The sequence below is a fragment of the Planococcus salinus genome, assembly GCF_003719725.1.
GTDB classification, from domain to species: Bacteria; Bacillota; Bacilli; order Bacillales_A; family Planococcaceae; genus Planococcus; species Planococcus salinus.
In genome coordinates this window covers 1-20,896 of the sequence record NZ_RIAX01000017.1, presented here as the reverse complement: position 1 = coordinate 20,896, position 20,896 = coordinate 1, and the positions used below count along the sequence as shown (strand labels likewise).

Annotated in this window: 20 protein-coding genes, 2 tRNA genes and 1 riboswitch; of the genes, 6 read left to right on the top strand and 16 right to left on the bottom strand. The window is 47.8% G+C overall.

Going from position 1 to position 20,896, the window contains the following annotated elements:
* Nucleotides 1-129: 129 nt before the first annotated feature.
* Both EEX84_RS15285 and EEX84_RS15280 read right to left on the bottom strand, forming a co-directional pair.
* Nucleotides 130-555 carry a CBS domain-containing protein gene (locus EEX84_RS15285; protein WP_123166519.1) on the bottom strand — a complete coding sequence of 142 codons (426 nt, stop codon included), beginning with the start codon at nucleotides 553-555 and terminating at the stop codon, nucleotides 130-132.
* Between the two features lie 249 nt (nucleotides 556-804).
* Nucleotides 805-1,821: an LLM class flavin-dependent oxidoreductase gene (locus tag EEX84_RS15280; RefSeq protein ID WP_123166518.1), complete on the bottom strand. Its 1,017-nt coding sequence runs from the start codon at nucleotides 1,819-1,821 to the stop codon at nucleotides 805-807.
* A gap of 141 nt (nucleotides 1,822-1,962) precedes the next feature.
* Between EEX84_RS15280 and EEX84_RS15275 the strand changes: the two genes are divergently transcribed.
* Nucleotides 1,963-2,475, top strand: coding sequence for a gamma carbonic anhydrase (locus tag EEX84_RS15275; protein WP_123166517.1), 513 nt, complete (start codon nucleotides 1,963-1,965; stop codon nucleotides 2,473-2,475).
* 41 nt (nucleotides 2,476-2,516) lie between these two features.
* Here EEX84_RS15275 and metK read toward each other — a convergent pair whose 3' ends face one another.
* Complete coding sequence (gene metK, locus EEX84_RS15270; RefSeq protein ID WP_123166516.1) at nucleotides 2,517-3,713, bottom strand: methionine adenosyltransferase; 1,197 nt, start codon at nucleotides 3,711-3,713, stop codon at nucleotides 2,517-2,519.
* 201 nt (nucleotides 3,714-3,914) lie between these two features.
* A riboswitch (SAM riboswitch) is annotated at nucleotides 3,915-4,030 on the bottom strand.
* 237 nt (nucleotides 4,031-4,267) lie between these two features.
* On the opposite strand from metK, the gene pckA reads away from it, so the two are divergent.
* Nucleotides 4,268-5,860: a phosphoenolpyruvate carboxykinase (ATP) gene (gene pckA, locus EEX84_RS15265; RefSeq protein WP_123166515.1), complete on the top strand. Its 1,593-nt coding sequence runs from the start codon at nucleotides 4,268-4,270 to the stop codon at nucleotides 5,858-5,860.
* Between the two features lie 645 nt (nucleotides 5,861-6,505).
* Here the strand turns inward: pckA and EEX84_RS15260 are convergent.
* From EEX84_RS15260 to EEX84_RS15250, 3 genes are all read right to left on the bottom strand, one after another.
* Nucleotides 6,506-7,288 (bottom strand): alpha/beta hydrolase family protein, encoded by a 783-nt coding sequence (locus EEX84_RS15260; RefSeq protein ID WP_123166514.1) that lies wholly within the window; start codon nucleotides 7,286-7,288, stop codon nucleotides 6,506-6,508.
* The gene (locus EEX84_RS15255; RefSeq protein WP_123166513.1) at nucleotides 7,269-7,727 is read right to left on the bottom strand and encodes an NUDIX domain-containing protein; all 459 of its coding nucleotides are present in this window, start codon (nucleotides 7,725-7,727) and stop codon (nucleotides 7,269-7,271) included. The genes EEX84_RS15260 and EEX84_RS15255 overlap by 20 nt, the downstream gene beginning before the upstream one ends.
* 69 nt (nucleotides 7,728-7,796) lie before the next feature.
* A complete protein-coding gene (locus tag EEX84_RS15250; RefSeq protein ID WP_123166512.1) occupies nucleotides 7,797-8,243 on the bottom strand; it encodes a Dps family protein in 447 nt (148 codons plus the stop codon).
* A 110-nt stretch (nucleotides 8,244-8,353) separates the two neighbouring features.
* On the opposite strand from EEX84_RS15250, the gene yidD reads away from it, so the two are divergent.
* Together yidD and EEX84_RS15240 are read left to right on the top strand one after the other, a co-directional pair.
* Nucleotides 8,354-8,584, top strand: a complete 231-nt coding sequence (yidD, locus tag EEX84_RS15245; protein WP_205125701.1) for a membrane protein insertion efficiency factor YidD — start codon at nucleotides 8,354-8,356, stop codon at nucleotides 8,582-8,584.
* 87 nt (nucleotides 8,585-8,671) lie between these two features.
* Nucleotides 8,672-9,697: a metal ABC transporter solute-binding protein, Zn/Mn family gene (locus EEX84_RS15240; RefSeq protein WP_123166510.1), complete on the top strand. Its 1,026-nt coding sequence runs from the start codon at nucleotides 8,672-8,674 to the stop codon at nucleotides 9,695-9,697.
* A gap of 41 nt (nucleotides 9,698-9,738) precedes the next feature.
* Here the strand turns inward: EEX84_RS15240 and EEX84_RS15235 are convergent, their stop codons facing one another.
* From EEX84_RS15235 to EEX84_RS15200, 8 genes are all read right to left on the bottom strand, one after another.
* Entirely contained in the window at nucleotides 9,739-10,434 is a 696-nt protein-coding gene (locus tag EEX84_RS15235; protein ID WP_123166509.1) for an MOSC domain-containing protein, read from the bottom strand.
* Complete coding sequence (locus tag EEX84_RS15230; protein WP_123166508.1) at nucleotides 10,431-11,162, bottom strand: AAA family ATPase; 732 nt, start codon at nucleotides 11,160-11,162, stop codon at nucleotides 10,431-10,433. The genes EEX84_RS15235 and EEX84_RS15230 overlap by 4 nt, the downstream gene beginning before the upstream one ends.
* 15 nt (nucleotides 11,163-11,177) lie before the next feature.
* The gene (gene menC / locus EEX84_RS15225) at nucleotides 11,178-12,242 is read right to left on the bottom strand and encodes an o-succinylbenzoate synthase (RefSeq protein ID WP_123166507.1); all 1,065 of its coding nucleotides are present in this window, start codon (nucleotides 12,240-12,242) and stop codon (nucleotides 11,178-11,180) included.
* Nucleotides 12,233-13,666 (bottom strand): o-succinylbenzoate--CoA ligase, encoded by a 1,434-nt coding sequence (locus EEX84_RS15220; protein WP_123166506.1) that lies wholly within the window; start codon nucleotides 13,664-13,666, stop codon nucleotides 12,233-12,235. Before EEX84_RS15220 ends, menC begins: the two co-directional genes overlap by 10 nt.
* Before the next feature lie 62 nt (nucleotides 13,667-13,728).
* Nucleotides 13,729-14,547 (bottom strand): 1,4-dihydroxy-2-naphthoyl-CoA synthase, encoded by an 819-nt coding sequence (menB, locus tag EEX84_RS15215; RefSeq protein ID WP_123166505.1) that lies wholly within the window; start codon nucleotides 14,545-14,547, stop codon nucleotides 13,729-13,731.
* Nucleotides 14,548-14,560: 13 nt separating this feature from the next.
* A complete protein-coding gene (gene menH, locus EEX84_RS15210) occupies nucleotides 14,561-15,370 on the bottom strand; it encodes a 2-succinyl-6-hydroxy-2,4-cyclohexadiene-1-carboxylate synthase (protein WP_123166504.1) in 810 nt (269 codons plus the stop codon).
* Nucleotides 15,367-17,067, bottom strand: coding sequence for a 2-succinyl-5-enolpyruvyl-6-hydroxy-3-cyclohexene-1-carboxylic-acid synthase (gene menD, locus EEX84_RS15205; protein WP_123166503.1), 1,701 nt, complete (start codon nucleotides 17,065-17,067; stop codon nucleotides 15,367-15,369). The genes menH and menD overlap by 4 nt, the downstream gene beginning before the upstream one ends.
* Nucleotides 17,054-18,445 (bottom strand): isochorismate synthase, encoded by a 1,392-nt coding sequence (locus EEX84_RS15200; RefSeq protein ID WP_123166502.1) that lies wholly within the window; start codon nucleotides 18,443-18,445, stop codon nucleotides 17,054-17,056. The genes menD and EEX84_RS15200 overlap by 14 nt, the downstream gene beginning before the upstream one ends.
* A 171-nt stretch (nucleotides 18,446-18,616) precedes the next feature.
* On the opposite strand from EEX84_RS15200, the gene EEX84_RS15195 reads away from it, so the two are divergent.
* Entirely contained in the window at nucleotides 18,617-19,528 is a 912-nt protein-coding gene (locus tag EEX84_RS15195) for a 1,4-dihydroxy-2-naphthoate polyprenyltransferase (RefSeq protein WP_123166501.1), read from the top strand.
* A 121-nt stretch (nucleotides 19,529-19,649) separates the two neighbouring features.
* Nucleotides 19,650-20,621, top strand: coding sequence for a DMT family transporter (locus EEX84_RS15190; RefSeq protein ID WP_123166500.1), 972 nt, complete (start codon nucleotides 19,650-19,652; stop codon nucleotides 20,619-20,621).
* Nucleotides 20,622-20,685: 64 nt separating this feature from the next.
* On the opposite strand, the gene EEX84_RS15185 is transcribed toward EEX84_RS15190, so the two are convergent.
* Nucleotides 20,686-20,757: transfer RNA gene (locus EEX84_RS15185), tRNA-Glu, on the bottom strand.
* 6 nt (nucleotides 20,758-20,763) lie between these two features.
* Nucleotides 20,764-20,854: transfer RNA gene (locus EEX84_RS15180), tRNA-Ser, on the bottom strand.
* Between the last annotated feature and the right edge of the window lie 42 nt (nucleotides 20,855-20,896).

Below are 20,896 nucleotides of genomic sequence, written 5' to 3'. Positions count from 1 at the left end.
TTTATTATTTATATACACCTTTTGTCCGGATTGGAAACCATAATTCAAAAAGAAGGACAGCTGCTAAAAATAAGCAGCTGTCCTTCCTGTACATTCTTCTGCTGTTGGTTTCTTTCCAAATTGGTTCACTTACTTGTCGGGTTCTGCTGGTTCAGAGATATCTTCCAGTGCGATTTCTGCATCGGCATCGGAAGGATCTTTTACCGCTACATCACCCAATGAAACAATCCCGACCACTTGGTTATTTTCCACAATCGGAAGACGGCGTATTTGGTTCTGCGCCATCAAGCTCGCTGCTTCTTCAACGTCCATATCTTTAGTTCCTGTAATCATATTTGAAGAAAGTATTTGTGATACTGGCGTGTCGAGCGAAAACTGGGCTGCAATGCCTCTGGTCACGATATCCCGGTCCGTGATGATTCCATGCAATTTATTGTCATCACTGACAGGAATTGAACCCACATCGAGTTCCAGCATTCTGGTTGCCACTTCCTGGAGGGTCGTATCAGGTGTGCATGTTTCTACATCAGTTGTCATGATTTCTGTGACTTTCATGAATACTGCCTCCTTCATTGACTTGTTCTATCTTCATTCCCCAATCTGCATTTGGCCAATTTCCCGGCGACTGCAATCATCAGTTCCTGGTGGCTCTCGACAACACCCCTCCCTTCAACGTCACTAGTATCCTTTAACCCATTTTGGGAGTTGAAAACGTATTTTTAATAAATCGGTATTTTTTTCTTCTTTTTTCACTCATAAGAAAAAAGCGATTTCCAGTTGGCTCCTGAAAATCGCTTTCCCATACTATTCAGCCGCTTGCCGCTTCTGCATTTCCCGTGCAATCAGCTCAAAGCTTTTTAGTTTATCATTGAAATCATACGCGTTTGAAACCAGCATTATTTCATCGGCGCCATACGCAACCGCCAATTGTTCCAGCCGGTCGCCGACCTGTTCCGGTGTTCCGACAACCATCCGTCTGCGGTTTTCTTCGACCAGCAGCTTCTCGAATTTCGAATATGGATAAGCCATTGCCTTTTCCGGCGGCGGTGTGCCTTTTGATGGCATGCCCTGAGCTCCCATGCACAATGCCAAATCCAGCGAAGAAGCTACACGCTCGGCTTCCTCCTCCGTTTCCTGGCATACTGCAAAAATTGCAACACCGACATACGGTTCGCTTCCTTCAACAGGCTTGAAGCGTTCCCGGTAAGTGGCCGCAAATTTTTGACCGCCTTCTCCGTTGATGAATTGGGCAAACATATAAGGCAGACCTTTTTCTGCCGCCAGCAGTGCAGAACTTTCACTCGAACCAAGCATCCAAATCGGTGGGACCTGTTCTGTCAAAGGAGTTGCTTTCATGCCATAGTACGGGTGGTCTTCCGGGATCGAATCCGTCAAATACATCCGCAGCTCATCTACCTGTTCCGGAAAACGATTGACATCGCGTTTTTTTCCTTCATTCAGCGCATAAGAAGCCCTTGGCATCCCCCCTGGCGCCCTGCCGATACCGACATCGATGCGGTCCGGATACAAAGCTTCCAGCAGTTTAAAGTTCTCCGCCACTTTGAACGCTGAATAATGAGGGAGCATGACACCGCCGGAGCCGAGACGGATTGAATTCGTTACCGCTCCCACATGAGAAATAAGAATTTCCGGAGAAGATCCTGCAAGTGTTACCGCATCATGATGTTCCGACATCCAAAAGCGTGTATAGCCCCACTTTTCCGCATGTTGGGCCAACTCAGCTGTCTGCTTTAACGCTTCTCCAGGTGTACTGTTTTCTGAAATCGGCGATTGGTCCAAAATACTGTAACGCAAAACCATCCAACTCCTCCTTTGTTTCATAAATTATATTACTCGAACCTACTTCTTTTTGCTTGCTGCTATTCTCCAAAACAAATTTGACCTTTCCCGGCGTTTTGGTACGATTATAGAATATCTTATCTTTCTCAAAGGAGTTTTTCCATGATTTATCCATTCAACGGCAAACACCCATCCATTCATCCATCTGTCTTTCTAGCAGACTACACCACCATCACAGGCGATGTCACAATCGGTGCCGACTCTTCTGTATGGTTCAATACCATCATCCGGGGAGATGTGGCGCCGACCATTATTGGCAATAAAACCAATATCCAGGACTTGTGCATGCTTCATCAAAGCCCGAACAACCCATTGGTACTGGAAGACAATGTAACCATCGGCCATCAGGTGACACTTCATGGCTGTACAGTCCGAAGCGGAGCACTGATCGGCATGGGGTCATTGATCCTTGATGGTGCCGAAGTCGGCGAAGGCGCGTTCATCGGTGCCGGCAGCCTTGTTCCTCCGGGCAAAATCATCCCACCCGGTGTGTTGGCTCTCGGCCGTCCGGCAAAAGTCGTCCGTGAACTGAGGGACGACGACAAACAGGACATGGAGCGCATCATCCGGGAATACGCTGAAAAAAGCATCTATTATAAATCACTGCAAAAATAAGAAAAAAGACGGTCAAGCTGAGCTTGGCCGTCTTTTCTCATTTAAATTCCCGATTGCTCTTTCAAAAGAGATGCTTTGTCTGTGCGTTCCCATGGAAGATCGACATCCGTGCGGCCGAAATGGCCATAGGCAGCAGTCTGCTTGTAAATCGGACGGCGAAGATCCAGCATTTTGATGATGCCGGCAGGCCGCAAATCGAAGTTGGCACGAACAAGCTCGATTAATTTCTCTTCGCTTACTTTTCCTGTACCAAACGTATCGAAAGACAAAGAGACAGGCTGCGCTACACCGATGGCATAAGCCAATTGCACTTCACATTTGTCTGCAAGACCGGCAGCTACAATGTTCTTCGCTACATAACGGGCTGCATACGCAGCTGAACGGTCGACTTTTGTCGCATCTTTTCCTGAGAAGGCTCCACCGCCGTGACGGGCATAACCGCCATAGGTATCGACGATGATCTTACGGCCTGTTAGCCCGGCATCCCCTTGAGGGCCACCAATGACAAATCGGCCGGTCGGGTTGATGAAGTATTTCGTTTCGTCATCAATCCATTTTTCAGGAACAACTTCATTAATGACATATTCTTTGATGTTGCGCTGAATTTGTTCCAGCGACACTTCCGGATGGTGCTGCGTCGAAATGACGATGGTATCAACACGGAGCGGCTGGTTATTTTCATCATACTCAATGGTCACTTGCGTTTTCCCGTCCGGGCGCAAGTATGGAAGAATCTCTTCTTTGCGCACTTCAGCCAAACGGCGGGCCAGTTTATGCGCCAGAGAGATAGGAAGCGGCATCAGTTCTTCAGTTTCATTTGTGGCATAGCCGAACATCAAGCCCTGGTCTCCTGCTCCGATATCATCCAATTCCTTGTCCGTCATCTGGCCTTCACGGGATTCAAGTGCTACATTGACTCCGGCCGCAATGTCCGGCGACTGTTCATCGATTGCCGTCAGCACAGCACTCGTTTCTGAATCGAAACCGTATTTTGCACGTGTATAGCCAATTTCACGGACCGTTTCACGGACCACCTTCGGAATATCCACGTACGTGCTGGTCGAAATTTCTCCAGACACCAGGACAAGTCCTGTAGTTACAGTTGTTTCGCACGCCACTCGTGCGTTGGGATCTTCTTTTAAAATGGCATCCAATATGGAATCCGAAATTTGGTCACAAATTTTATCCGGATGCCCTTCTGTTACTGATTCTGACGTAAATAATCGACGGTTTGACAAAAATGTTCCTCCTTATATCCTGCGAGATTGCTCTCGAAATTGATACGGTACTCGTTTCCCATGTCAAGTCCGTTCCAAACATTCTGGATTGAACTTCAAGCCGTTGTGGCCTTTGTACACGAGGATTAAGGGACTGACATAAAAAAATCCCTTCTCTCATAGTAAAATGAGGAAAGGAGAAATCATCATAAGCACCTTTCACTCTTATCATCCAAGGCCTAAGCGCCTTGCTTCAGGTTTGGCACCATCGCTGCATTGCACGCAGCAGGTTGCCGGGTTTCATAGGGCCTGCCCCCTCCACCAGCTCGGAATAAGAGTATCCGTTCAATTGTCCATCATACGGAAACGGGATACTGATGTCAACGCTTTTCCATCGGAAACCGTCCCTGATTTCCGGTTTTTCCCCTTTCCGTCCGCTAAATATGCGGAAATCGTGAACTTTTCATTTATCTGGGGTATTAGTATAGACTAATCGTCTCAATGTGTTATACTAATCTTCGAATATACATCCTCCCCATTGCTATGGGAATAACCGAAAGGAAGGTACATAATATATGAATTCAGTGAATATCGCAAATGAATTGAAGGACCTTTTGAGTGGCCCAAATGTACACGTTCAATTATCTGTTCCACGTCTGGTGGAAGAAGCAACCTCCCGTGGGGAAGCGGTATTGACAAGAGAAGGTGCTGTGAGAGCTGAGACCGGCAAATACACAGGCCGTTCACCTAAAGACAAATACATGGTCGAAGAAGAAACTTCCAAAGATAAAATCGATTGGGGCAACGTCAACCGCCCGATTTCTTCTGAGATTTTTGAAAACCTATATGCGAAAGTCATAAATTACTTAAAAGAAAAAGATGCTTTGTATGTATTCAAAGGCTTTGCCGGTGCGGACCCTGAGTCACGCCTTGCCATCCAGACCATCAATGAATATGCATGGCATAACCTGTTTGCCCACCAATTATTCATCCGTCCGAATGCGGAAGAACTGGCATCTCATGAAGCGGAATTCACAGTCGTTTATGCACCGACATTCCAGGCAGATCCTGCTGTGGACGGCACTGATTCAGAAACGTTCATTATTGTATCGATGGAAAAGAAAATCATTCTGATCGGTGGTACTGAATACGCCGGCGAAATGAAAAAATCCATTTTCTCGATTATGAACTACATCCTTCCTGAAAAAGGAATTTTGCCGATGCATTGTTCTGCAAACGTAGGAAAAGAAGACGATGTGACACTTTTCTTCGGTTTGTCCGGCACAGGAAAAACCACATTGTCAGCTGACGAAGACCGCAAATTGATCGGGGATGACGAACACGGTTGGTCAGACAACGGCGTTTTCAACATTGAAGGCGGCTGCTATGCGAAAACAATCAATCTATCACGCAAAAATGAACCACAAATTTATGATGCCATCCGTTTCGGTTCGGTTTTGGAAAACGTCGTAGTGGATCCAGAAACACGCATCCCTGACTATGATGACAGTTCATTGACTGAAAACACTCGTGCAGCCTACCCAATCCAGGCAATCGACAACATCGTCGACCCTTCGGTAGCGGGTCATCCAAAAACGATCGTCTTCCTGACGGCTGATGCGTTTGGTGTATTGCCTCCAATCAGCAAATTGACGAAAGAACAGGCCATGTATCATTTCCTGAGCGGCTATACATCCAAGTTGGCAGGTACAGAACGCGGAGTCACTTCTCCGGAAGCAACATTCTCCACTTGCTTCGGTTCTCCTTTCCTTCCATTGCCTGCGACAGTTTACGCTGAAATGCTCGGCAAGAAAATCGATGAGCACGGCGTCCAGGTATTCCTTGTCAACACAGGATGGACTGGTGGCGAATACGGCGTCGGCAGCCGTATGAAATTGTCTTACACCCGTTCAATGGTGCGCGCTGGCATCAAAGGCGAATTGAACAATGTACCGACAGAAAAAGAATCGGTATTCGGCTTTGAAATCCCAACAGAAGTTCCTGGCGTTCCAACAGAAGTGTTGAACCCGCGGAATGCATGGGCGGATAAAGACGCTTACGACAAAAAAGCAAAAGAGCTTGCAGAGTCGTTCCAGCAAAACTTCAAGAAATTCGGTTCCGTGGCACCTGAAATCAGCGTGCAGGGCGGGCCAGTCCAAAATAACTAATCCACTCTAAAGCCATTCGCGTTTGCGAATGGTTTTTTCAGTTTGTTGAGAAAATGTTAAGCACCCCGATATTCCGCAAAACAGCTCCGCTTTCCGGGGGGCTTGCGCCGAGCTAACTCGGGACTTCGTCCGAGTGGATCTCGACACTTCGCTTGGTCCCCCAGGAGTCTCCGCTGTTTTGCTCCATATCTTAAACAATGTCCCCTAAACAAGAAATCAATGGATACGTCACGATTTTTTATTTCGACCGCTTCAAATCCAGGAATGGAAACTGAATGAAGCGGAAGGTGGCGAAGGGCAAACATTTGCTCCTGTATCGCTCCGCTGCTTCGTCGCAAAGGCCGTGACCGAATTGCTTTCGGCCAATACCTTTCCTGCGGGAACAGCACGAGCCGAAGACCCTGGACTGAGCGAAGCGAAGGAAGCGGCTGAGGCCGTGCCCGCGGAAAGCGAGCGCCGGAACGGAAAGCAACCGCTGTGGAAGCCTTGCCCATTCTGCTCTCCAGAAAAATAAATGAGAAATACGCTTGACTAATGATAAGAAAGCGTCCGCCTGGAGCGAAATGGATAAACCGATGAAAGTTTCTCAACAGTCTCCAAAAGCCATTCGCAGACACGAATGGCTTTTCTATGTTATATACGAAATTATTCGCCTTCTTTTTCTTTCATCCAGACAGTCAGCGCTTTTGCTGTCTGCCGGTTGGGAAGCGGCGGAAAGAAATGATTATAATCCGGGAAATACCACGTGTCATGAGGCTGATTATTCATCTTCAGCGCTTCTTCCAATAAATACGCCTGCCCTGGGAGCACATTTTCGTCTTGTAAGCCGTGGATGATCAAAAATGGCGCTTTTGTTTCGTTTAAGCGGAGCAGCGGGTTTCGCTCTTCATAGGCAGCGAGCGCTGTATTAGGCGTTCCTCCGTATAAACGTTTCATCATCCGCCTCATATCCGGCCGCTCTTTATATGTCAATACAGTATCTGTCACACCAGCCCACGTGACAACAGAAGTAATATCATCCCGCAAAACAGCCGTCCATAACGCCATGATGCCACCTCTTGAAAACGCCAGCAAATGGACTTTGCCGTTACAGAAATTTTTCAGGACATCAACAGCATGCACCGCGTCCCACCGGTCTGCTCCGGCAAACTCATCGCGTCCTTGTCCGCCCCGATTTCCCCTGTAATACGGGGCAAACACGACAAACCCCTGCGCCGCAAATTGAGCGATGCGCGCCGGTCTCACCATGCCGATCGATTGAATACCGCCGCGTAAATACAGGATGCCGCTGTAATCTCCGGAATTTTTCGGTTCCGCCAGCATGCCTTTCACTTTCAGCCCTTCCGACCAATAAACAATTTCCGTCAGCCGGACATGGGGATTCGGTGATGGATACCACCGTTTCGATTCAATCTTTCCATTTTCCAAGTTGCTTCACCCTCTTTATGATTTCCTTCATGCCTTCGTCTTTCATCAAAAAACTATAACTTCCATCCAGCTCCAGTGACTGGACCAGGCGGACTCCCTTCGTCTCCAGCGGGGATATTTCATCAATCTTTTCCACTTTCCCAGTAAAAACTGTTTTGCAGAACGGCTGCGGCGCATTCACCAGATACTCGGCAAACCATTCCAGCTGTGTAACGATTGCCCCCGTTTCCTCATACACTTCCCTGGTTGCCGTCTCCAGTAAACGTTCACCCTGTTCCATTTTTCCTCCCGGAAATTCCAATCCACGCAAAGGATGTTCTGTCAGCAGCCAATTCCCATTGACTCGGCAGATGACCAGAACATGCTTGCTCGGAATCGAAAAACGCCCCGGTTCAAACGACAAGCTGCAATGAAATCCGTTCAAATCGGTGTATTCCACCTTTATCACCTCTTTTACATTAGAAAAAGCGTACACTGAGTGTTCAGTGTACGCTCACCTGCTTCCATTCTACTTCTTTTCGCCCAAAAATGCAGACAGCATCCAAGAATGTTTTTCCAGGCTCTGCGTGATGGCGTTCAATATATCTTCTGTCATATCGTCGCCATCTTCAGCAGCCAATTCCATTCCTTTCTTCAGCGAAGCCATGATTTTGTCGTAATCGGCTACCAATGTATCCACCATTTCTTCGGCGCTTTCGCTGCTCGTCGCTTCTTCTACGACAGAGATTTCCAATTGCTCTTTCATCGTCGCAACCGGTTTGCCTCCAAGTGCCAGCAACCGTTCTGCGATTTCATCCATATGCAAGGTCGCTTCATTGTATAGTTCTTCAAATTTTGTGTGAAGCGTAAAGAACGATGGACCTTTCACATACCAATGAAAATTATGTAACTTCGTGTAGATCACCGACCATGAAGCCACTTGTACGTTTAATTCCTGGTTTAATTCCTGTGACATTTCTTACCACTCTCCATTTCTTTTGATAAGTCGTTATACTTTATTAATACCTCTTCTGTCCATACAATAAACATAAGCGCAGTTACTCAATCCGAAAGAAGATGAAGATCATGAAAACTCTTCTGTTAAAAACATTCCGCTTTTACCAGCGGTTCATCTCTCCTCTGACCCCGCCCAGCTGCCGTTTTTATCCGACCTGCTCCCATTATGGCATTGAAGCAGTCGAGAAACACGGTGCACTGAAAGGCGGTTACCTGGCAGCGAAGCGTATTTTAAGCTGTCACCCTTTCAATAAAGGCGGAATCGATTTTGTTCCGGAAGAATGGCCTCCAAAAAAATAATTGGAGGTTTTTCTTGTGTTTTCAAAACACATCCTGTAATATTCACTTTGGAACTAAAACGTAATGATTACATTTTGGAGGTTCACTATGAAAAAGATTTATTTATTGCTTGCTTTTGTTTTGCTACTGGCGGCATGCGGCGCTCCTGCGGTGGATGATAGCGCCACTGAAACGGAAACGGACGGTTCGATACTGGATGTCTATACGACCGTTTATCCGCTCACTTACTTCACCGAACGCATCGGCGGTGAGCGTGTTAATGTAGAATCGGTTTACCCTGCAGGATCGAACGAGCACAATTTCGAACCCACGCAGCAGGATATGATTGCTATGGCCGAAGCCGATTTGCTGTTTTATATCGGGTTGGGGCTGGAAGGCTTTATTGACAGTGCCAAAAATACGCTGGAAAATGAAAACGTCGAATTCGTTGCCACTGCAGACGCAATTTCGGATGAAGAACTGACGGCCGGCCACTCGCATGACGGGGAAACACACGAAGACGAAGCGCATGAAGGCGAATCACACGGCCACGGCGCAGAAAATCACGAAGAAGATGGCCATGCCGAGAGCCATGAAGGCCATGATCACGGGAAAACCGATCCCCACGTTTGGATGTCGCCGGTGCTCAGTCAAAAGCTCGCCGAGTCAATTAAGAATAATTTAGTTGAAGCGGATGCAGAAGGAGCCGAGACATACGAAAGCAATTATGCCGAACTCATCACCGAACTGGAACAGCTCGATCGTTCATTTTCCGAGTTGGGCAATACGGTTTCCAACAATACGTTCTTTGTAAGCCATTCAGCATTCGGTTACATTGCCGAGCCCTATGGTTTGGAACAGATAGCCGTTGCCGGACTGAACAGCCAGGATGAACCATCACAAAAAGAATTGACCGAAATTGTCGATTTGGCAAAAGAGAAAGAGATCGATTACATCGTCTTTGAACAAAACGTCTCTTCCAACCTGACGGAAGTCATTCAGCAGGAAGTCGGAGCCGAAGCTGTGCAAATGCACAACTTGAGCGTATTGACACAGGAAGACATCGACAATGGGGAAACTTACTTTTCACTGATGGAGAAAAACCAGGAAACCCTGAAAATGATATTGGAATAAAAAAAGGCAAAGTCCAAATGGGCTTTGCCTTTTTTCTGCGGCTAGTTGTTTGCGGACAGCTTCATCAGGCGTTCAGTTAACGCCTTGCGCCACTTTTCTGCCAGTTCTTCAACTCTCAGCACTTTTTCCAAGCCTTCTTTGTTTTTTGGCTGATGGAAATACAGATGGTTCGCGAAAAGAACTGAAACCTGTTCCGGATGTTCTTTCACTAGTGAAATTTTCGAGTCGCTCCTTATCGTTCCCTCTTCCAGTACGCGGCATAAATAACCTGAAAATCCGGTCTTTACCATTCCCTTCAGCAGCGGTGTCATATCCAGCCGTCGGTCAATGGTGTTGCACGGTACACGGCCTTGCGTCACCTGAACGACGGCCTCTCCGATTCGAAAAATATCACCGATATATACTTGTTCTTCCAGCATATTCGTTACCGTCAAATTTTCTCCGAAAGCGGCTGGAGGCAGAGCTTTGCTGAAATAGTCGTTCCAAAAAGCATAATGTTCATATGGATAAATACAGACAGCACGATCCGGACCTCCATGATTTTTCGTATCTGCCACCCCATCGCCTTTGAATCCCTCTTTTGACAGAAACACCTCCTGAACTTCCTTTTTGCGGATGGCGGTTTCCATTTCCTTGCCTTTGCCATATTCCATTTTCTCCGGCAGTCCGACGGCAAAGTACTTAATTTCCACATCGTCAAAATTCCTCACTGGCTTTCTCCCCCTCCGTTTTGTCATTCCTCCAACAGATCTTTTAAAAACCGTTCCCGGTTCTCCAGGAAATACCGGGTAATTTGATAATGATCTGTCATCTCGTATTTTATTTCTTCAATTTGACCGGCATCAAAATTTAAAATCAAAGCATCAGGGTATCCCAACAGAATCGGCGAATGTGTGGCTATGATAAATTGACAACCTTCATTTGTCGTCAAATCATGCAAAATCCGGAGAAACGTTAATTGCCGCTGCGGGGACAGCGCGGCTTCCGGCTCGTCCAGCAAATAGATGGCCCGGCCATTGAACCGGTTCAGGAACAATGAGAGAAACGATTCCCCGTGGGATTGCTCGTGCAGCGAACGCCCGCCATACGCATCATAAGCCCCTCGTGCACCGTCCGCTTTCAAGTCATCAAGATGAGTCGCAAACTGATAAAATGATTCTGCTCTCATAAAAAAACCGTTGGTAATTTTCGGCATCCAGGAAAGCCGGATCTGCTCCCCCAAATCAGAATGGACGGCATGAACGTCATATGTGTTATTTCGGCTTCCTCCCGCCAGGTTAAAACCGCATTTCTCAGCGACTGCTTCCAGCAAAGTTGATTTGCCGGAGCCGTTTTCGCCAACCAGAAAAGTCACATCACTGGTCAAGTCCAAATGCTCCAGGCTGGTAATGGAAGGAATATTGAACGGATACTGATCGAACCGCTCAATGTTTTCACGCAGAAGGCTGATTCTTTTCAAAAACATCCGCTTCACTCCTTGTCATCGCTTCACAGCATAGCCAATACCGTTTGCCTTGCTGAGTTTAATTTCTCCGTCTTCTACTTGTATGTCCGGCACAATGATATCTTCTTCCCAGAAATGAGTGGAAGCTGAAAAATCACCCGGCAATGTAATTCCCGGCAATGATGCCAAGGCCAGGTTATGCGCTTTGGATACGCCAAATTCAATCATGCCGCCGACCCACATGCCAATGCCGTGCTGGCGGCATAATTCGACCACTCTCAAGGTCTCGCTCCAGCCCCCGAGACGCCCCATCTTAAGCACAATGATATCTCCTGCATCTTCTTCAATCATACGCTGGACATCTTCTATACATGTAATGCTTTCGTCGAGACAGACCGGGGTCTTCATTTCTTTTTTCGCACGTGCATGAAACGCCCATTGTTTTTCGCCAAAAGGCTGTTCAATCAAATCGAAACCTGCTTTGTCCAAATCTTTCAGCTGTTCAAAGCTTTCTTCTGTAAATGTCCCATTGGCGTCGGCAAAAAACAATAGACCGGGATGCTTTCTGACCACTTCTTTCAGTACATTGACGTCTGAATCAGGGCTGATTTTGATTTTCACGCGCCGGTACCCTGCTTCCACTGCACGGTCTACCTGCTCTGCAATTTTACCGGGTACTGCGGCCACTACGACACCTGCAGGGATGGGATTTCCGGAACCGCCAAGCAATTGCCACAGCGGCTGCCCTTTTTTCTTGGCATACAAATCCCACACTGCCATTTCTATACTGGCTTTTGCCATTCGGTTGCCTTTTATTGTTGAAAAAAGCTGCTGGATTTGTTCCGGATGTTCGATCGTTTTACCGAGCATTAAAGGAATCAATACCTCTTTCAGAACAAAATCACAACTGGCAATGGTTTCTTCCGTATACCAGGGAGTTGAAAAAGCAACGCATTCCCCGTAGCCTTCCAATCCTGAGTCATCCACAACGGTGACAATCAGCACTTCCCGCTCTTTCACTGTTTGCAACGCGGTCTTAAAAGGTGCCTTTAATGGTCGCCGCACGGTATCCAATTGAATGCCTTTGATGGTCAAAGCCATGCTTTCAGCTCTCTTCTCAGCAGCTTGTTTGAAGCGTTTCTCGGAAGAGTCTCCACTATAGAAAGCCGTTTCGGCACTTTATAAGAGGCGATCTGCTCTTTACAGTAGACCAATAGCTCGTCGGTTTCCACCGGTTTATTCAGCACCACGAACGCCACCGGCACCTCGCCCCATTCGTCGCTTGGTGCACCGCAGACACCCGCTTCCCGGACAGCCGGATGTGCCAACAGCACTTTCTCGATTTCAGCCGGATAAACGTTTTCTCCGCCTGATACAATCAGATCTGAACGACGGTCCACGACGAACAAAAATCCTTCTTCGTCCAAGAATCCGACATCGCCGGTATGGAGCCAGCCGTCTTCCTGAACGTTCCGGTCCGCGAACCTGCCGATATAGCCAGGCGTTACTTGTGGACCATGGATTAAAATTTCACCCTTATCCCCTGCTTTTTCCGCCCCATCTATTTTTACTTGGTACAAAAACAGCGGCTTGCCGGAAGAACCAATTTTCTGGGCTGCATCTGCCGGTTGAAGCGTAGTCGTCTGAGAGGAAGTTTCCGTCATGCCATAGGTTTGCAGCACTGAAATGCCATAGGATGCTGCACGCTGAATATAAGCGACCGGCACGGGTCCGCCCCCCGCCAACATCGTTTTAAACTTGGGAGAAACGCTCATCTCATCAGCTGCCAACACATCAAGCATCCGCTCCAGCGTCACTCCGACAACCGACATATGTGTCACCCTTCCGGCCTGCAGTTCTGCAGCACAGCTCGAGGCATCGAATTTATCATGCAGACGGACACCCATACCATAGATCAGTGAACGCATCAAAATCGAAAATCCGCTGATATGGAACAGCGGCATTACGCAAAGCCAGACGTCTTCAGGTGAAATCCCAATATTCAACGCTGATGAAACCGCACTCGAAAAGTGGTTTTCCGCTGTCTGTCGGACTCCTTTCGGATTTCCTGTCGTTCCGGATGTATACATGATGGAAATGGTGCGTTCCTTTTTCCATTCTTTCTGTGGTGTAAAAGGAACCGGTGAAGTACCTTTGATCCGGCTGAATAAAATCAATTGACTGTCTGTAACTTTCTCTTTCAGTACATCATCCACCAACACGTAATCCGCTGATGAATCATCAATTTGGTAAGACAGCTCTGCCCGTGCCAAGCGTTCATTCAGCATGACCATCTCGCAGCCGACATGCAGACAGCCATACATGACAAAGACAAACTCAGGCGAAGACTTCGCAAGAATCGCCACACGTGTATTTTTTTGAACACCAAGCGCTGTCAGCTTGCCGGCATATTCCAGCGCCACGTCATTGATTTCGGAAAAGGTCCATTGTGTCTCTTGAAATGATAAAGCCAGGCGGCTCCCGCTCAAATGAGCACGCTGGCTCAGCCAATTTGGATATGTCATCGCAAAAATCCTTCCTTCAAAAAAAAGCTGCCCTGTAGAGGACAGCTTCAGTTATTCAAAAATCAAGGGAAACGGGGGAATTGACCAAAGTCCGGTTTGCGTTTTTCCTTGAACGCATCACGGCCTTCTTTCGCTTCATCCGTTGTATAGTAAAGCAATGTCGCATCGCCAGCCATTTGCTGAAGGCCGGCCAGACCGTCTGTATCGGCATTCATCGCCGCTTTTACAAAACGAAGTGCTGTCGGGCTCATGGAAAGCATTTCTTCGCACCATTGAACCGTTTCGTCTTCCAGTTTTTCATATGGCACGACTGTATTGACCAAGCCCATATCAAGCGCTTCCTGCGCGTCATACTGACGGCATAAGTACCAGATTTCACGCGCTTTCTTATGACCGATGATGCGCGCCAAATAACCTGAACCGTATCCTGCGTCAAACGAACCGACACGCGGTCCCGTTTGGCCGAAACGTGCGTTGTCTGCAGCAATTGTCAAATCGCATACGACGTGCAATACATGCCCGCCGCCGATTGCATATCCTGCCACCATCGCTACGACCGGTTTCGGGATGACGCGAATCAGGCGCTGAAGATCCAGCACGTTTAAACGCGGAATTTCGTCGTCTCCAACATAACCGCCATGTCCGCGTACGGACTGGTCACCGCCTGAACAAAATGCTTTTTCGCCTTCTCCTGTCAACACAATTACACCTACATCCGCGTTATCGCGCGCACGTGAAAAAGCATCGATCAATTCCTGAACTGTCAATGGACGGAAAGCGTTGCGCACTTCCGGCCGATTAATGGTAATTTTCGCAATGCCATTATACGTTTCGTACTTGATGTCTTCATATGTACGTTCTGTTACCCACTCGCGTGTCATGATTTTCCTCCTCTTAATAGAAACTCAAATACTTCTCTACTATTGTAGCAAACTCAGCCGGTTTTTCCACATGAATTGCATGTCCGGCATCCACCTTTTCCCATTGGCCATCCTGTAAATGTGCCAACATTTCTCCTGCAATCGCCGTAAACTTCGAGTCCAAAGTTCCTGTAACCAATAAAACCGGTATCGGCAATTCTCTTAAACAGTCCCAATAAGAACGCTGCGCACCTGTCCCCATTCCACGAAGGCTGTTGGCCAATCCTGTTGCTTCCTGGGAAAGCCGTTCACTGCGTACAGAAGCTTTGACGGATTCGGGCAATCGCTTCTGTGTTTCGAACAACGGAATCTCTTCCCATTTGTCAACGAACGATGCCACACCACCCTCTTCGATCCGGTCCGCCAATGATTCATCACGCTGCCGGCGCTCCAAACGCTGCTGTTCGGAAACGAGTCCCGGAGAAGCACTTTCCAAAATCAGCGACTCCAGACGTTCAGGATGCGTGCAGGCATAGGCCAGTGCCGTCCGGCCACCCATCGAATAACCAATAAGCGTCAATTTCGGCAAAGCCAATATGTCGAAGAGCGCATCCAGATCAGCGATTTGGTGCTCCATGGAATACCGCGTCGTCACGGCTGGACTTTCCGTCCCGCCGTGGCCGATCAAGTCGACCAGCACGACCTTATATCCCGCCAAACGGGAAACCACTTCCTGCCACGTCTTCGTACTGCCGGTAAAGCCGTGCAGAAACACGACGGTTTTCTTGCTTTCTTCATTGAAAATTTCCACCTGGTAAACAAGCCCATTGACTGTCACTTTCATTGTTTCGCCAGCTCCTCGTGCAAGCTGTCCCATAATTTCCGGTGCGTGGTGACATTGTGCTGCCGGTCCGTGAACACTTCCACAATTTTCACCGGCTTCTGTTTTTCATTCCGCAAGGCGGTTATCAATTGCTCTTTTGTCTCAACCGCTGCATACTCGGCATCGTACATTTTCGCCGCGTCACTGAACGTCAGGCCTGTCGGGGTGCCAAACAGCTCTTCGTAATACCGCTCTTCTTTGGACTGCGGCAAATAAGAGAAAATGCCGCCGCCATCGTTATTCATAATCACAATGGTCAAATCCGCAGCCTGCATTTTCGAAGCGATCAAGCCGTTCATGTCATGCAAAAACGACAAGTCCCCGATGAACAAATAGCCTGGCCGCTGTGTCGCCGCCTGTACGCCGAAAGCCGTCGATACGACTCCGTCAATGCCGTTTGCACCGCGGTTCGCGTAAATCATGACATCCCGTTCTGTCGTGCGGAAAAACGTATCGGCATCACGGATTGGCATACTGCTGCTGACCGTCAGATCACAGCCTGACAGTTGTTCAAAAAACACTTTGGCCAAAACGCCTTCATCGCATTGCTCTTCGCAGTGCACGGCCATCAGCTTCCAAAAAAGTTCTGACGCTTCCGACCATTTCTTCGTGTATGGATTATCCATTTTTTCATTTATAGGCAACTGCCACAACGCAGCAGCCGGAACTTGTACATGGTGGGTCGCAATCGACTGAGCATCACGCATCATCGGACTTTCGTCAAACACGATATACGTTTCGGGCTTAATGGCTGACAGGTATAACGTCAAAGGTTTCGATACCGGCTGAGGGCCTACGCGGACCACCACTTCTGGAATCACCTCGTTTTTGAACGCTTCGTTTTTTAGTAAAGCATCGTACGAATCGATGATCAAATGCTGATCTTCGGGCTTCACATTAGCCCGAAGATTTGATAGAGGATCTGCCAGTATCGGCCAGTTCAACTTCCGGACGAAATCCCAAAAAGCGTCCGGCACTGAAGCAGTCATTTCCCCGACTATCAAAAGTCCCCGCTCTTTTGCCAGGGTCTCCTGCAAAAACGATTTGGCGTTTTCGTTCAACACGGCATCACCCGTTATATGGGTCATCTCCACCTGACTGTTATATGGCTGTTGAAAGTCGATCTGCAGCGGTTCGCGGAACGGTACGTTCAAATGCACCGGTCCCATTGGTGCAGTCACAGCCGAAGCCAGTGAACGATGCAAATGGCGGGACAAAAATTCCAATTTGTTATCCGGTTCCGGCATCGGCAAATCGGCAGCCCATTTTACATGAGAACCGAAAAGGTTGATCTGGTTGATCGCCTGCGGAGCTCCGACTTCCCGCAGCTCATGTGGCCGGTCAGCGGTTACGACAAGCAACGGCACACGCGCATAAAATGCTTCGACGATGGCCGGAAAATAATTGGCGGCCGCTGTGCCTGATGTACACAGCAGCATGACCGGTTTTCCAGTAGCTTTTGCCATACCAAGCGCAAAATAAGCCGCCGAGCGTTCATCAATCTGCCGGTAAACCGCCAGGCCTTCCTGCTTCATGCAGGCATAAGCAAGCGGTGTGGACCGGGATCCCGGACTGATCACCACATTCGTCAAACCCGACTGGACGAGTGAATGGGTGAAAGCTGATACGTATTCCGTCAAAAACTCACGATTCGTCACTCAATTGACCTCCCAATGCGCGCAGCATCGGTCTGAATTTAACCCATGTTTCTGCGTACTCCGACTCAGGCGTGGAATCTGCGACAATTCCGCCTCCTGCAAACAAAAAAGCGTCCTGTTCATTCAGTAAAGCCGAACGGATGGCTACAGCGAATTCCCCGTTACCATTGGCATCGATCCAGCCGACCGGTGCTGCATAATAGCCGCGGTTCATCGTTTCATACTGGCGGATAAGACTGAGCGCCTCTTCCTTCGGTTCTCCGCCCAGTGCCGGTGTCGGGTGCAGATCCTTCACCAAATCAAATAAGGTGGAGCCATCTGTCAACTTTCCTTCAACCGGCGTGTACAAATGCTGAATATCCCGGATTTTCATCAATTTCGGCTGTTTCGGAATATACATGCTGGCACAGTGTTCCGCAAAAACCTGGCTGATCATATTCACCACATACTGATGTTCCGAACGGTTTTTCGGATCATTTAATAATTCATTGCCAAGCTCTGTGTCCTGCTCCACCGTTTTTCCGCGGGGAATCGACCCTGCCAGACAAGTCGATAATGCCTGCTGGTCTTCCACTTTCACCAAGCGCTCGGGCGTGGCACCGAAGAAGAATTGGTCTTCCGCTTCCAGACCGAACAAAAAGCTTTCCGGCTGTTCTTTGGAAACCTGGTAAAGCGCAGAAGAAGAAGGCAAATGCTGTTCAAACGTCAGCTTCATCGCTCTGGCGATGACCACTTTTTCCGCTTGTTCCGCTTTGATCACTTCCGTCACTTTTTTGATGGATTCCATATATTGTTGTTTTTTGATTTCCTGGCGTTCAATCACAAGCGGCTTTTCATAACTTGCCAATTCCGACACTTGCGCCGCATGGATCAACTGGTCCCGCTCTTTTCTTAAAGCCTCAAATTCACCAAATGTGTCCTGTTTTGTTGAAATCAGATGAATACTGACATATGCACGGTCTTCTTTCAAAGTCAGCTGAAAAGACGGCACCACAAAATAAGCGTCCGGGAAATGAATCCATTCACTTTCATAATCATTTAATGGATCAAACGAAAATCCACCGAAAAGGATCGGTTGTACTTCCGGCTCTTCGTTAACGATTTGTTGGCACAGGCTTTGCCACTGCTGTTTGATATCTTCAAATCGTCCGTAATAGTCCGAAGCCGACAATACATGCGCATGACCAAGTCCGACAAACGTAAACGTCTTTTCCCTGTTTTGCCAAAACATCCGCTTGCCATTATGCCCTTTTCCCCCTGCTTCAAAAAACGCCAAAGCCGACAAAGGGGAGATTTCAATTGTTTCTGTATAAAAGCGATACGCAGAATAACGCGTATCCATGGAATTACTGGTCGATGAATACGGTTGTGAATTCATCATATTACCTCCGTTTTCATTAGCTGCACTGAGTGTGCGCCAAACTGCTACACTTTAAACCTCTACCCTCTATCATACCCTTTTCTGTTGAAATCAGCACACCATTTGCTGTAATTCCTTCATTTTTGCAGTACAATATAGATTGGAATGAATTAAAGGAGAGATATAAATATGACACATTCAATACAAGCGGACAGCGGCTGGCGGGTTTGGTGGCAGCTTACACGCCCCCATACGTTAACCGCAGCTTTTGCCCCTGTCTTTTTAGGAACAATGATTGCTTTGAATCATACTTCAATCCGGTGGGATTTATTTCTCGCCATGCTTGTCGCCAGTCTGATGATCCAGGCAGCCACCAATATGTTCAACGAATATTACGATTTTGCCCGTGGATTGGACAACGAAAAGTCCGTAGGAATCGGCGGCGCCATTGTACGCAATGGCGTCAGCCCGAAAACCGTATTGTCCCTGGCGTTCCTGTTGTATGGAATATCCGCGGTGATCGGTCTTTATATTTGTTCACAAACCAGCTGGTGGCTTCTCGTAGTGGGCGCTATTGCCATGGCAGTAGGTTATTTTTACACAGGAGGCCCCTATCCAATTGCTTCCACGCCGTTCGGTGAATTATTCTCAGGCTTGTTCATGGGCTTTTTGATTGTCATTATCGCATTTTTCATCCAAACCGGTACCGTCAGCACACAGGCAGTGCTACTGGCAATCCCAAGTACACTGCTTGTGGCAGCAATCATGATGTCGAATAATATCCGCGATATGGTGGGAGATGCAGAAAGCGGGCGCAAAACACTCGCCATATTAGTCGGACGACCTGCAGCCGTTAACATCTTACTGGCATTTTTCGCTTTGTCATATGCCTGGATCATTCTGCTCGTGATAATAGGGGCAGTCACTCCCTGGACGCTTCTCGTGCTGCTCAGCGCAGTCAAGCCCGTAAAAGTCATTGCTGTCTTCAGGAAGTTTTCAGAACCACTGAAAGTAATGCCGGCCATGAAAGATACCGGTGTCACCAATACATTATTCGCTTTCCTTTTGGGAATCGGATTATTAATCAGTCACTTGCTGTGAAAAAAAGGCCTCTCCGTTAAGGAAAGGCCTTTTTCATTTGCACCATAAAAATTTTTATTGATGCAGTATCCACTATGCGATATGTTTGATAGTAAGTTTGAAACAAAGTTGAGGTGAATATATGCGTCCCATTGTCATTGGTATTCTTGCAGCATTCTTTTTTGCTGTTACATTTGTTTTAAACGCTGCAATGGAAGCAAGCGGCGGCAGCTGGATTTGGAGTGCTTCACTTCGATATATTTTCATGGTGCCATTTCTGGTGATTATTGTTCTGGCCCGCAAAAACATGGGGCCTCTTTTGAAGGAAATGAAGAAAAATCCCGGAACCTGGCTGCTATGGAGCTTTGTCGGATTCGGTTTATTTTATGCTCCTTTGTGCTACGCTGCCGCCTACTCCCCGGGATGGCTGATTGCTGGAACCTGGCAATTTACGATAATCGCCGGCACTTTGCTTGCCCCTTTGTTCCTGGTAAAAAAACAAACAAGCCAGGGACCTGTCCTTCAAAGAGGCAAAATCCCTTTAAAAGGCTTAGGAATTTCGCTGATTATTCTCGTAGGAATTGTTCTCATGCAACTACAGCATGCCTCTTCTTTACCAACCGGTGTTTTGCTGCTCGGTGTCCTGCCAGTCATTTTGGCTGCTTTTGCATACCCACTGGGAAACCGGAAAATGATGGATAGCTGCGAAGGTCGCCTGGATGCCTATCAGCGAGTACTGGGCATGACATTGGCGAGTCTTCCATTCTGGCTGCTGCTCTCAATTTATGGCTTATTTACCGTAGGACCACCCAGCATTGAACAAAGCTTTCAAACGTTAGTGGTCGCAGTTTGTTCAGGTATAATTGCTACCGTCCTTTTCTTCAAGGCTACCGATATGGTAAGAGGAGATATGCAAAAACTGGGATCTGTGGAAGCCACACAATCCATGGAAGTTATTTTTGCTTTAGCTGGTGAAATGTTGATTTTATCAATCGCTTTTCCTTCTCCATTATCCTGGCTGGGTGTCTTTATTATAATAATCGGCATGGCTTTGCACAGTCATTTATCCAACCAAAAACCTGTTCCGGCAGTTCACCAATCCGTTAAAGCCTAAACTTTTTGGCGAACTGCAAATAAAAAAAGCGTCATGCAATGGAATGCATGACGCTTTTTTAGAATGACCCCTACGGGATTCGAACCCGTGTTACCGCCGTGAAAGGGCGGTGTCTTAACCGCTTGACCAAGGGGCCAATTACTGGCGGAGAAGGAGGGATTTGAACCCTCGCGCCGGTTGCCCGACCTACACCCTTAGCAGGGGCGCCTCTTCAGCCACTTGAGTACTTCCCCAGTATGGCTCCGAAGGTAGGATTCGAACCTACGACCATCGCA